The sequence below is a fragment of the Lacrimispora sanguinis genome (assembly GCF_044987295.1).
Lineage (GTDB): Bacteria > Bacillota > Clostridia > Lachnospirales > Lachnospiraceae > Lacrimispora > Lacrimispora celerecrescens_B.
Genome location: NZ_CP173277.1, coordinates 5,009,600 through 5,022,872, shown reverse-complemented (window position 1 = coordinate 5,022,872; position 13,273 = coordinate 5,009,600). Strand labels below are relative to the sequence as shown.

11 protein-coding genes and 1 riboswitch are annotated in these 13,273 nt (G+C 41.5%); of the genes, 3 read left to right on the top strand and 8 right to left on the bottom strand.

The window, feature by feature from the left end; translation table 11 throughout:
• Window positions 1-93: 93 nt before the first annotated feature.
• From ACHZES_RS23460 to pgmB, 3 genes are all read right to left on the bottom strand, one after another.
• Complete coding sequence (locus ACHZES_RS23460) at window positions 94-564, bottom strand: GNAT family N-acetyltransferase (protein ID WP_038279723.1); 471 nt, start codon at window positions 562-564, stop codon at window positions 94-96.
• Between the two features lie 55 nt (window positions 565-619).
• A complete protein-coding gene (locus ACHZES_RS23455; protein WP_025233921.1) occupies window positions 620-958 on the bottom strand; it encodes a helix-turn-helix domain-containing protein in 339 nt (112 codons plus the stop codon).
• A gap of 260 nt (window positions 959-1,218) precedes the next feature.
• Window positions 1,219-1,869, bottom strand: coding sequence for a beta-phosphoglucomutase (pgmB, locus tag ACHZES_RS23450; RefSeq protein ID WP_395547624.1), 651 nt, complete (start codon window positions 1,867-1,869; stop codon window positions 1,219-1,221).
• Window positions 1,870-2,012: 143 nt separating this feature from the next.
• On the opposite strand from pgmB, the gene ACHZES_RS23445 reads away from it, so the two are divergent.
• Window positions 2,013-3,023: a LacI family DNA-binding transcriptional regulator gene (locus tag ACHZES_RS23445; RefSeq protein WP_038279730.1), complete on the top strand. Its 1,011-nt coding sequence runs from the start codon at window positions 2,013-2,015 to the stop codon at window positions 3,021-3,023.
• Here ACHZES_RS23445 and ACHZES_RS23440 read toward each other — a convergent pair.
• The 5 genes from ACHZES_RS23440 to ACHZES_RS23420 form a co-directional block, all read right to left on the bottom strand.
• Window positions 2,987-5,191 (bottom strand): glycosyl hydrolase family 65 protein, encoded by a 2,205-nt coding sequence (locus tag ACHZES_RS23440; RefSeq protein ID WP_395547626.1) that lies wholly within the window; start codon window positions 5,189-5,191, stop codon window positions 2,987-2,989. The two genes, ACHZES_RS23445 and ACHZES_RS23440, sit on opposite strands and share 37 nt — an antisense overlap.
• A 74-nt stretch (window positions 5,192-5,265) precedes the next feature.
• Window positions 5,266-7,560 (bottom strand): glycoside hydrolase family 65 protein, encoded by a 2,295-nt coding sequence (locus ACHZES_RS23435; protein WP_395547628.1) that lies wholly within the window; start codon window positions 7,558-7,560, stop codon window positions 5,266-5,268.
• 3 nt (window positions 7,561-7,563) lie between these two features.
• Complete coding sequence (locus ACHZES_RS23430; protein ID WP_395547630.1) at window positions 7,564-8,442, bottom strand: carbohydrate ABC transporter permease; 879 nt, start codon at window positions 8,440-8,442, stop codon at window positions 7,564-7,566.
• A gap of 11 nt (window positions 8,443-8,453) precedes the next feature.
• Window positions 8,454-9,365 (bottom strand): carbohydrate ABC transporter permease, encoded by a 912-nt coding sequence (locus ACHZES_RS23425; RefSeq protein ID WP_395547632.1) that lies wholly within the window; start codon window positions 9,363-9,365, stop codon window positions 8,454-8,456.
• 85 nt (window positions 9,366-9,450) lie between these two features.
• Complete coding sequence (locus ACHZES_RS23420; protein ID WP_395547634.1) at window positions 9,451-10,899, bottom strand: ABC transporter substrate-binding protein; 1,449 nt, start codon at window positions 10,897-10,899, stop codon at window positions 9,451-9,453.
• 386 nt (window positions 10,900-11,285) lie between these two features.
• Window positions 11,286-11,400, top strand: a riboswitch (FMN riboswitch).
• Between the two features lie 152 nt (window positions 11,401-11,552).
• Here ACHZES_RS23420 and ribD point away from each other — a divergent pair.
• Together ribD and ACHZES_RS23410 are read left to right on the top strand one after the other, a co-directional pair.
• Window positions 11,553-12,653, top strand: coding sequence for a bifunctional diaminohydroxyphosphoribosylaminopyrimidine deaminase/5-amino-6-(5-phosphoribosylamino)uracil reductase RibD (gene ribD, locus ACHZES_RS23415; protein ID WP_154521122.1), 1,101 nt, complete (start codon window positions 11,553-11,555; stop codon window positions 12,651-12,653).
• Window positions 12,635-13,273 carry a riboflavin synthase gene (locus ACHZES_RS23410; protein ID WP_395547635.1) on the top strand — a complete coding sequence of 213 codons (639 nt, stop codon included), beginning with the start codon at window positions 12,635-12,637 and terminating at the stop codon, window positions 13,271-13,273. Before ribD ends, ACHZES_RS23410 begins: the two co-directional genes overlap by 19 nt.

The following is a 13,273-nucleotide window of genomic DNA, read 5'->3' as shown; positions in this document are numbered from 1 at the left end:
GCAAGCCGGACCTAAAGACTGCTGAATTATTACCCTTATAATCTATAAATACTGAGCGCTACAGCTTCCACATGTCATGAGATTTTGCCTGAATTACTCTCCCTCTTCATATACCTTCATCATTAAAAATTCGTCTATCCCTTTTCGATAAAGGCTTGGAATCGTTCCCAGGTACTTATATCCTAATTTCTCATAAAAAATCTTTGCATCTGGATTGTAATCACCAACCAATAAAAATATTTTATCTCTGCTTTTAAAAAGCATATCTTCTATAAATTCCAGTAATTTCTTTCCTATCCCTTTTCCCCTGTATTCCTCTTTAATGGCAATGAGGTGCAGGTAATGATATGCGTGAAAGGCACCTTCCGGTATAAAATATGCAAATCCGGCGCATTCACCGCTACACAGAACCACATACAAAGTTCCTCTATTTATACCTTCCATCACTGCATTCTTTCTGCTCTCTTCCGATTGAAAATAAGCCGTACACATCGATGAATTTTCCATCGCTTTTATACAACCATCTAAATATTCTACCGTTCCTTTTCTAAATTGTATGTCCACACTCGCCTCTCCCATGATATGTAAAACTATTTAAAGTTCTTATTGAAATTCCTTGTCATGTCGTACGGTTGGTATTTCCCCAATTACACATGATATCAAGAATTGGAATCAAGGATTTGCCCCGTTCGGTTAAGCTGTATTCAACCTTAGGCGGAATTTGTGGATATTCCTCCCGGTGGACAAGCCCGTCAGCTTCTAATTCTTTCAGCATTGTACTCAAAGTCTTATATGAGATCGTTTTGATGTACTTTCTCATTTCATTATATCTTACTACTTCAAACTCCTTCAAACAATATAAGATTACCATTTTATATTTTCCATTGATCAGAGATAAGGTATAACTAAATCCTGTATTCTCCAAATCTTCAGCTTTTGAAATACACGAAAAACTCATTCACACTCTCCTTTTTGCATGTACTATACTTTTATACCAGTATTGTATATTTATATGCGTACTTAAATAATAGCTAGTTTACATTACAATTAAAGCAGACATACCGGTTGGTGTCAACATTCTCTTACAATAAACACCGCCCGGTTTTGCCATTAAATCACCCAGTCAGACAAATTCGTCCCATAAAAACACCTCCAAACTGAGTAATTCTATCTTACATCAGTTGGAGGTTTGACTATGTGTATCGGTATTTCAATCCCTTATGCTCCTAAAATCCCTTTCCAGTCAATGTCTGCCGCAAGTCCGGGTGCTGCATAATCTGCCCGTAGCTGTGCATGCTCCGGTCCCACTCCAAGGGTTTTCATATGTATCTCCTTACCAGCTACAATCCCCGCCAATGAATCCTCTACCACCAGGCAATCCTCAAAATTCAAACCTAGTTTGTTTGCTGCAACTTCAAAAACTTCAGGATCCGGTTTAGACCTTGTAATATCAAGTCCACAGCTTACCTTATCAATGTAAGGAAGAATTCCTGTTTTTTCTAGAATCAAAGGGGCATTCCTGCTCACTGAGCCTACACCGATTAATATCCCTTTGCTCTTTAACATTTTTAAACACTCTACAGCCCCAGGAAGAATGGCCTGCTCATCAAGCTCCCCTAAAAGTTCTTTATAATAATTGTTTTTTCTCTCAGCGAACTCTTCCTTTTCTTCCTGGGTATATTTTTTATTTCCCTTACTTAATACCACTTCAAGAGATTCCATTCTGCTGACACCTTTTTGCTTTTTGTTATCTTCCTTTGTAAATCTATCAATACCAAGTTCCTCTGCCAGCATCTTCCAGGCCTTAAAATGCAATTCGTCTGTGGATACCAGGACTCCGTCTAAATCAAAAATCACTCCGTGAATCATAATTACCTCTCCCTATAATATTTTTTTAAATTACATTGCCTGCTCTTTGGGACACTCATTTAATCTGTACATTCCCCTTCAATTATGCTAAACTATTACTAATTCAGTTTAACATTAAACTTGCGAAAGAAAGGAACATAAAAATGGCCACAATAAAGGATATTGCACAGGCTGTAGGGGTAAGCTGCACCACCGTCTCCAATGTAATTCATGGAAGGGCGGGACGGGTATCAACAGAGACCATTACCCTTATTAATGAAGCCATCGATCGATTGGGTTATGTTCCGAATATGTCTGCCCGCGCTCTGGTGTCAAGTTCCTCTAAGGTTATCGGGATGATCAGTCACCTTACTTCAAATAAAAAAGAAAGTATTGTGGAAGATCCCTTTCATTCCGCCTTCATAGGTTCCATTGAAAAAACCTTAAGGGAAAACGGATATTATTTAATGCTCCGTACCGTGGAAACCACTTCGGATTTAATGAATTTTCTTCTTAACTGGAATGTTGACGGCCTTTTTTGTACCGGTGTATTCCAGGATGAATTTTTTGAAGCACTTACCAATCTTAAAATACCTGTGGTACTAATCGACAGCTATGTAACTCATCCGAATATTTGTAATGTAGGCCTTCAGGACTATGACGGTGGATATACCGCCACCAAATATCTCATAGACAAAGGTCATAAAGATATCGCATTTGCCTCTCCTACCATCAGAAAAAAGGGCGTTGTTTACGAACGTTTTCAGGGCTATAAAAACGCTCTGGCGGATGCTTCCATTCCTTTTCGTAAAGACCTGGTATTCGAACAAGAGCTTGATACGGCAACAACCATAACCCTTGGCACACAATTGGCTGCCAGAAATGATCTGACAGCCATATTTGCTACAGCAGATATTTTGGCCGCAGGAATCATGTCAGGTCTTACACAAGCTGGCAAAAGAGTTCCTGAAGATTTTTCCGTCATAGGCTTTGATGATATTAACCTGTGCCAGCTTACATCACCAAGGCTTACCACCATTCATCAGGATGCTCCTTTAAAAGGCAAACTGGCTGTTTACTTCCTTATGGATAAACTTGACAACAAACCGATTGAAAACAATGAGATCATTCTTCCGATTCATCTTGTTGAAAGAGAAAGTGTGATATCACTCTGACATTTTTTTACTTGTGCTTCTTCCTTTGTTACAATAATCTGATACAAATCTCCCTGATAATAAACGTTAAAGCTTAATTTGTTCCAGGCGGCCGGAAGCCGGGGGGACGCTTTAAGCTCTCCGTCCTCGATCCGCAGACCGGCAAACCCTTCCACAGCAGTCATATAAGCTCCGCCGCTGGCTGCCGGATGGGTTCCGCCGATATAGATAAGTCCGGCCCATTGCTTTCCGCCGTCTAAAAGATCTGCTACGGCTGACTTGATAAAGAAGGGATAAGCGTTATCCGCCATACCGCATTTGCAGGCAAGCATGGAATACATGCAGGCACTTAAGGAAGAGCCGTGTTCCGTCCTGGGTTCATAGTAAGACCAGTTTTTATAAAGCGTATCAACATCATACTCATTGGAGAATAAATTGATCATGGTAACAACATCCGCCTGCTTTATAATCTTGGTATGGGATGCCACACCATAAGCTCCTCCCCAGTATTCTTTTTCGTGCAGAAGTCTTTCCTTCACCTCGGCAATTGAAACTTCTTCCAGCAGCTCGTAGCCGTCAAACTGTTCAATAATACCGGTCTTTTCATCAGGTTCAGGAATGTAAAGATGTTTTGCTGCATCCTCCAGTCTCTCAAGCAGTTCTTTCTTCTGTGCAGAATTTTCATTTCCTTCTGCCATCTTTTCTTTTAATACTTCAACCGCTGCATCAAAGGTATACTTCGCCATTCGATTGGTATATGCATTATTGTTTACTCTCTCATGGTACTCATCTGGACCGATTACATCCCAAAGCTCATAACGCTCCTCTTTGATTCTCCTGATTAAAAGGCTGTAGTAAAATTTGGCACATTCTAATATCACTTCCGCCCCGCCTTCTGAGAGCAAATCTCTTTTCCCGGTAAATAAGGTATAACGCATAATGCCGTAAACCACTGCTGCCGATATATGGATCTGCTTATCCTTGAAATAAGTTCTCATTGGACGGCCGGTAAATACATCTGTTACATTGTAATCAGAACAGGCATCATATCCGCCTTCCTGACTCTCCCAGGCATAAAAGGCGCCGTCAAACCCATAACTCTCAGCCTTCTTTCGGGCACCGGGAAGCGTATCAATGCGGTATTTTAACAAGGTTTTCGCTACTTGGGGCTCTGTAAAGAGGAAAAAGTCCAGCATAAACATCTCGGTATCCCAAAATACCGCTCCTTTATAAGTCTGACCTGATAGCCCTCTGGCTGCAATGGACAGACTTTCAGAGTGTCTAGGTGCAATGCTGTGAAGATGGTAAAGAGAATAGTTTAGAGCTTCCATTGCCTCATCATCTCCTTCAATAGAAACTTCGGAGACCTTCCATTTCTCTTCCCAGTTGCTTTTATGATCTGAAAGCAATTGTTCATATCCGGCTTCCTTGGCCTTTAGTACAAGCTTTTTTGCTTCTGCCTTATAGTTCTTACAGTCTTTACTGGTATAAACAGCTATGTATTTATATAAGCTGTACTGCCCACCAGCTTTTACCGGTATGTTGATATACCGCGTTACTTTCCGGTCATCACTGCTGACCATCTGATCCGTCTTTCCTGGAAGCCCAACGGTCTCAAACACGACCACCTGATCCTGGTTCTCATGGGTAGTACCCAATGCATACAGGCATTCATTCAAAGAACCGGTATCTACGCTGTCATAGTGAGGACCGTTAATGTCCCAGACATCAGCGTCAATCCCTGTTATAACCTCCACCTCTCCGTCAAAGGAAGGAGTAAGCGTTGTCTTTAAGACGATCAGGTGTTTTTCTTCCATACTTGCAAATCTTTCGGTCTGTAACGATATGTTTCCTTTTTTCGTCTGAAATACAGTCTCACGGCCGAATAGTCCATACCTGTAGTTCAGAGTCATCTTATGGGACATCCAATCCTTTTCAGGCAGGCTATATTCATCCCCTTCTATCAGAAGTCTGGTATATAAACCGTTGGGAGCATTTAGAGGCTCTCTCCAGCCATTTCCTGTCTGATCGTAAATACCAGCCAGATTCACAGCAGGAAACTGTTCTTTTGTGTACTCCTCCAATGTTCCTCTGATCCCCATATAACCATTGCCGGTTAGAAATTTATTACCCAGATTGATTGCCTTCCGGGAATCATATCCACTCTCTTCGATCTTCCAGCTAATCATGTACCATTCCTCTCAATCTACCGCCCGAGCAGCAAAAATATAGTGAAAGGAGCCGCCATAGGGCGGCTCCTCACCTAACGGATTACAGGAACTACCACTTCTTCCTGACCTATGGTATATTCTTTTTCATAAATCAGGATCTTAATGCCGCTGCCCTTTTTCGAGGATATTCTCATATGATCCTTGTCAATGGCTACGAATAAGATATCTCCTTTCCAATGCACCCGAAAAGAGTATCCTTCCCACTGCTTCGGCAGAGAAGGCGCGAAGGAAAGTTCTTTCCCGTCCGATCTCATTCCTCCGAATCCATATACGATATTCATCCAGGCTGCTGCAATGGAGGTGGTATGCAGGCCTTCCCCCGTATTTCTGTTATAGTTGTCCAGATCCATTCTGGTAGCAAATCCGAAGAATTTATATGCTTCCTCCTCTTTTTTAAGCTGAGAAGCCAAAATGGAGTGTACAGAAGGGGAAAGCGAGCTTTCATGAATACATTTTGGCTCATAGTAATCATAATTACTTTCTAATTGTTCCTTGGTAAAATCTTTATTGTAAAGGAGCATCATCATTAAGACATCTGGCTGCTTTAACATGTTATTCCGGTATATCCTGTCATAGGTCCAGTGGTGATAAAGCGGGAATTCCTCCATGGATATCTGATCAATGTCAATATGTGGAAGATTAAAATATCCCTCGTGCTGTTCAAAAATCCCTGTTTCTTCCTGATAAGGAATGTACATATTCTCTGCTATCATACGAAACTTCTCAGTTTCCTTCTCTGTCAGGCCCCGGTCCCGAATGGCAGCATCATAAATTTCAGGTGCCATTTCAGAGCATCTTTTTAATACATCCAAAGTATATTCCAGAGTCTTTTTACCCATATAATTGGTATAGCAGTTATGATTCACCATCATCTGGAACTCATCCGGCCCCATAACTCCATAGAATCCATAACGGATGCCATCGCCGCTCCAATCTCCTCTGGAAGCTAACATTCTGCTGACTTCGATCAGAATCGGAAGACCTTTTTCAAATATAAACTGGTTGTCGCCTGTAATATTTTCATAATGCCAGTAACCGTAAGCTACCGCTGTGGATGCCTGCAGCTGCAGACTTGCATGCTGCCAGAGTGTGCAGCATTCTCTTCCCGTTATCGTAGCTATGGGATAAAAGGCGCCTTCACAGTCAAGATCTTTTGCTCTGTCCATAGCTTCTGAAAGTGTCAGGTAACGGAACTCCAGCAAATGCTTTGCTGCCTGTGGGTTATTAAAGATATAGAAAGGCAGGCAATAAGCTTCTGTATCCCAGAATGTATTGCCGCTGTAAGCTTCTCCTGTCAATCCTTTCGCCCCTATAATCGTTCCTTTATCAGCGCCATGATAAGTCTGATGCATCTGGAATATACAGTATCTGATCCCCTGCTGATTCAGCTCATCTCCCTTTATCTCTATATCAGATTCCTGCCATGCCCTATCCCACCATGCAATTGTTTCACTTTTTAATTTACTATAGGTCAATGCATTTAAAACCGCCGCATTCTCTTCACACTTCTTTTCAAATGCTTTCTTATCAGAATCCGATTTCCCCTTTCGGCTGATATTTCTGATAATTTTGGTAAATTCCAATGTTTTCCCTTCTTCAACCAAAAGTGTGAATCTTCTGATGTATTGCTTCTCTTCCTGTTCATCTTCTTTTTTTATGTAATCGCAAAGAAACTTACAGCTCACCAAAAGAGACAGATCCGTACCGATGGTATTTCCAAGCATACTGATGGTACTTTCATCTGCTGATCCTGACACGACCTTCCACATATTACGCCCAGTCATATGATGGATCTGGGTAAAATCAATACCGGAATGAAGCATTATTTCTCCGGAGAAGTTAAGAGGAGTTATTGTAATTCTCTGAACTGCGGTCTCTGCCTCTTTCATCGACAGAAAGCGTGTGAATTCAAATTTTATTTCTTTTCCATTTGCTAATACCCATATATAGGATCTGGTCAGAATACCACTTTTTAAATCTAATTCCCTATAGAAGTCTTTAAACTTTACTGTGTTTAAATCTAATAATTCTCCATCGGCTTCGATTCGGGTATATAACCAGTCTGCAGAATTTACAATGAAATCTGTTTTGTCAACAATTCCTTTATAGCTTGATTTCTCAAGCTGTATACTTTCATAAATGCCGTTAAAATAATTTCCGGTGAGGCTGTTGCCGGAATATCCTTCCTCAAAACTGCCCCTGGTCCCCATGTACTCATTACCCAGCGAAAAGATCGATTCAGAAACTAATGCATAATCCTTGTTAAATCCTTCTTCGGTAATTTTCCACGGGTGTACCTTATAATAAATATCTGCTGATTTTGCCATATTCTACCCCTTTATTGCTCCTGCTGCCGCACCTTCTGTTATCTGTTTCTGAAATACTGTAAATAAAATGATAGGAGGTATAATTGAGAATGCTACTGCCCGTAATATTTCTACATCCGTTGCATTGGATGTACGAAACATAAACAGTCTTACCATCACCGTCTCCTTCCCGGACCCGTTAAGTACCAGGTAAGGAAGAAGGAAATCAGACCAGGCTGCATTAATTGCAAAGATAACGACTACCATAACAATGGACTTTGACAGGGGAAGTACGACTCTTGCAAATGTCTTTAAGTAACTGCATCCGTCTAACCTGGCTGCCTCAATTAATTCCTTAGGCAGACTTTCAAAGAACTGTTTCAATAAAATCACATAAAATGCATTGGCTCCAAACGACAGCCAAAGCGGTAAAAAAGATTGATTTAATCCGATTCTGTTAATGTTGACAAATAAAGCAACTACACTGGTTGTAGCAGGAATCAAAAGACTCCACATAACCAGTCCGAAGACGATTTTATGTCCCTTGGGTTTTATAATGCCAAGTACATAAGCGATCAGGCCATTAAAAATAACAGCACTTACAACACTGCCTATTACAGAAATGAAAGAATTAATATAAAACTTACCGAACTTTAAATCATTCCACGTTTTTACATATGTACTAAAATTAAAATTGGAAGGCAGAATTGTTGCGCTTCTTCTAAATTCCTTAATATCCTTAAAGCTCGCCAGGAATACCCAGACAAGGGGAAACAAAGAGGCAATAACAATGCCAATACACAGCAAATAAATAAGGATAAGCAATGTTCTGGTGCGTTTGGAATGAAGGTCATAAAAACGGACGACTCCGTCTTCTTTTCTTCTATAACTGTCAAATAACATTCAAATCCCCCCTAATCTTCTTTTGATGCGGTAAATTTAAAATACATGCCGCTCAGAATGATTAAAACAATGCTCATCATAACGGATAACGCAGCCGCCATCGGATAATTAAAATCCTTGAAGGCATAATTGTATACCAATTGCATAATTGAAATACTTGCATTATTTGGCCCACCATTGGTCATAACCAGTGGTTCATAAATAATCTGAAATACCGCTATAATCTGCAAAATCAATAATGTCTTACCTAGAGCAAAAATGTTTGGAATAGTAATATAGCGCATTCGTTCTAAAATTCCTGCACCATCTATGGTAGCTGCTTCATAAAGTTCAGGGTTAATGTTAGTTATACCTGCCATATAAATAAATGCAGTAGACCCGGCACCTTTCCAAGTCATAACAGCTACAATTAAAGGGATCGTCCACTTTGGATTTGTAAGCCATATCTGCGGTGCTATCCCGATTTTCTCTAAAATAATGTTTAAAACTCCGGTATTGCCGGGACGGAAAAAGAACCCCCACATCAAAACCATGGCAAGACCCGGCATGACATTCGGAAAATATATGCCAACTCGGAAAAAGCTCTTAAAAAATGTTGTTTCTGTTATCAGAATTGCCAGTACGATAGGTACAAAGAACCCGATAATTATGGACCATAAAATATAGACAAATGTATTGGAAAAAGCCGCAAGAAAGTCCGGGTGTTTCAAAACTTTTGCATAATTTTGAAGGCCTACGAACTCCTGGAGACGAATCCCTTTCGCGGTATAAAGAGAGAGTCGGATGCTTTCAATCAATGGCTCCCATACGAAAAATGCAAATAGCAGGATTGTAGGCAGCATGATAAACCATCCTGTCAGATCTCTTTTTTTAAATCCTGTCCGCCTTGTCTTATTTGGCGGATTATGCTTAGTTTCAGCCACGTTATCTTCCCTCCTTATGTTCTAAATGTCTTATCAAAGCTGATGGGCATCTTGCAAAAGATCCCCATCAGCCTATTTGCTATATTTATTTGTTGACCTTTTGGTCTAACATCTCTTGATAATTATCGTTTGCTGTTTTCATAAGTGCAGGAATATCCGCATTCTTATCTGTGATAACTGCCTGAAGAACTTTTGTGAGTTCCGCATATAGATCCTGTGCAGAACCGGGTTCTTCTGCTCTTAAATTGCCACTTGTTTTGATAATATTAAAATAGTCGTTATAAAGCTTCATATCAACGTTACTGTATTCTTCTGTTACTGCCTTTTCCGCATCCAGAACTTTCTGATCTACCCAGCAGGGGAAACGAGGAATTACAGGTACATTGTTGTTAACTTTGTTCTGATCATCCGCTTTCATGCCGGCAATCGCTACCTCTGTGGCAACTGGCGCTTTCCCCATAATCTCAAGGTAATCAAGCGCTGCATTAATCTGTTCCGGTGTTGCGTCTTTTGAGAACATATATGGAGTACCACCAGATAAGGAGTACTGTCCTTTCGGCCCTGCAGGAATAGGAACGATAGATAACTTATCAACAGGAAGACCATTAACCTGTGTAGGCTGGTTTACTGCATCGTTTGCCGCCATATACATAGCAGCTGTTCCGGTTCCCAATGCACCAAAACCCGTTCCCCAATCTTCATTGGTAGGATCGGCAGTAAGTACGTCATAATCCCATTTTAAAGATTTTACATAATCCATAGCAGCAATTGCTTCAGGACTGTTTACATTCGCAACATATTTTCCGTCTTTTTCAAGTGTAAACGTTGCACCAAATCCCCAGGCAATGTTGCTGAAGTGCCAGCCGCCTGCTCCGTCTTTCGCTAAAAGGCAAAAACCGGCCTGACCTGTCTTATCTTTGATTGTCTTAGCTGTCTCAGCAAGTTCAGCCCAAGTCTTGGGATACTGGGGATATCCATTGGCATCAATCAAGCCGGCTTCTTCAAAAAGCTCAACATTAAGCATCAAACCAAGTGCGTATCCATCACGGGGAAGTCCATAGATCCTGCCATCTTTGGAAAGCATATCACGGATAGAAGGATTCATTGCTGTGTCCCAGCCTCTGGCCTTTAATTCATCCGTTATGTCAGCCACAAAACCTCCATTAATTAACTTCTGCGGCTCTGTAAACCATGTATCAAAAATAGTAGGCAGGTTTCCTGATTCTGCTAAGGATACGAATGTATCCGTCGCGTATTTGTAATATGCAGGAATCACTTCTACGTTAGGGTGCTTCTCATTGAAGGTTTTTACATATCCTTCATGAAGCTTAACATCGTCAGTTAATGTATCTTCCGGCCAGATACCAAGCTTAATCTGGAATTTTTCAGCAGGCGCCGCCGCAGGTACCCCTGCAGTCACTCCCTCTGTAGTTGCTCCCACTGCAGATGTTTCGTTTTTTTTGCATCCAACTAACGTTGTTGCGACTAGCAGTATACATATGAGCATACTGACAAGCCTTTTCATTTTTTTCATAAATCTTCCCCTTCCTTTGATATGTTTCTATATAGTTTTACGTTAAACTTACCCCGCAGCATGTTATGTATTGTTGATTTAACGTTAAACCTATTATAGCAGTTGTGTATTTTGATGTCAATGAGTTTTATTTATTATTTATTATTGTGTATATTGCATTAAACGACATAATATTTAGCGGGGATGTTCCCTGAAACAAAGCTTAATTACTGATTTGTCAATGGGTTAGGGCGTGTAAAAATAAAATTACGAACAAGGTGGGAAAAGACATTCTGTAACTCATTTACAGACTTTGTGAATGGCTACTTAGAAATATCTCCAATGCGTGAGCATAATATTAACAGTTGACAAATGAAAAACACGTAGTATAATGACTCTTAATTGAATAAAATCTTCAGGGCAGGGTTCAATTCCCTACCGGTGGTAAAGCCCACGAGCCGCAAGGCATGATTCGGTGTGATTCCGAAGCCGACAGTATAGTCTGGAAAAAAGAAGATGATAAGTCACAGTATTTCTGTGTATATGTAAATTCGCTCTGGAACCATTTTTTTGTTCCAGAGTTTTTTTATTGTAAAATATACCCATTTGTACACGTGATTTATATATGCCCTGAACAACTTTGTTCAAGGCATTTTGTTTTTTGGAGGTGTTGTATGACTGATACGGAATACATGAGAATTGCCTTACAGCTTGCAAAGAAAGGATGTGGTTTTACAAGTCCAAATCCCATGGTGGGGGCGGTGATTGTGAAAGACGGTGAGATCATCGGACAGGGATATCACCAGAAATACGGGGAACTTCATGCGGAACGCAATGCTCTGGCTAACTGCAAAACATCGCCAGCAGGGGCGGCCATGTATGTGACTCTGGAGCCTTGCTGCCATTCTGGCATGACGCCCCCCTGCACCGATGCGATTTTAGAGAGTGGTATCCGCCGTGTGGTAATCGGCTCCTGTGACCCGAACCCACTGGTAGGGGGGAAAGGCATTGAGCTGTTACGTTCCTGTGGAATTGAAGTCACAAAAGGAGTACTAAAAGATGAATGCGATGCACTAAACCAGATTTTCTTTCACTACATCCAAAACGGAACCCCTTATGTGATCATGAAGTACGCCATGACACTGGATGGGAAAATTGCAACACGCACCGGAAAATCCCAATGGATTACCGGTGAAGCGGCGCGAAGACGGGTTCATGAGGACCGGCACCGCTATTCTGCCATTATGGCAGGGGTTGGTACTGTCCTTGCGGACGACCCGCTGTTGACCTGTCGGCTGGAGAATAGCAGAAATCCGCTCCGCATTGTCTGTGATACCCATCTAAAAACGCCCTTAAGTGCAAAGCTTGTTACCACCACCGGAATTGCTGCCACTCTCCTTGCTACGGCAAATACGGATCAAGAAAAGCATCGCCCGTATCTGGAAGCAGGCTGTGACATCCTGGTACTCCCTCAAAAAGAAGGACATATTGATTTGAACTGCCTTATGACAGCTCTGGGTGAAAGAAACATTGACAGTGTGATACTAGAAGGAGGCGGTATGTTAAACTGGTCTGCCCTGCAATGCGGAATCGTCAACAAAGTACAGGCCTACATTGCCCCTAAACTGTTTGGAGGCTGCGGAAAAACCCCAGTAATGGGCTTTGGCATAGATAGCCCCGACCAGGCTTTTCATTTAAGCAAGCCAGCAATCTCATGGTTTGAGGAAGATATTTTATTGGAAAGTGAGGTAATCAGGTGTTCACAGGTATCATAGAAGAAATCGGCAAAATACAAACCGTCCGCAAAGGTGCAGCGTCCTCTTCTATCTCTGTTCAGGCAAAGAAAGTCATGCAGGATGTCCACATAGGGGACAGCATCGCGGTCAACGGTGTATGTCTCACGGTTACAGCCTTTTCTCAAGGCGGATTTACTGCTGATGTTATGCACGAAACCTTTAACCGCTCCTCTCTTGGAAGCTTACAAAAGGGAAGCCCTGTCAATCTGGAACGTGCAATGCCGTCAAACGGAAGATTTGGGGGACATATTGTTTCAGGCCATATCGATGGCACCGGAACGGTTTCTGCCATTCAGAAAGATGATAATGCCGTTTGGTACACGATCAAAACCGCCCCTGGCATTCTGCGGTACATCGTTGAAAAGGGTTCTGTGGCTATCGACGGAATCAGCCTTACAGTAGCAGCTGTTGAAATGGACTGCTTCCGCGTTTCTATCATCCCCCATACTGCATCAATCACTACGTTGTCAAACAGACGTGTCGGTGATACGGTCAATCTTGAGAATGACTGTATCGGTAAATATGTGGAACGGCTGATGGGCATTCAGCAATCCAAACATAATATCACCGCCGACTTTCTAACAAAATATGGATTTTAG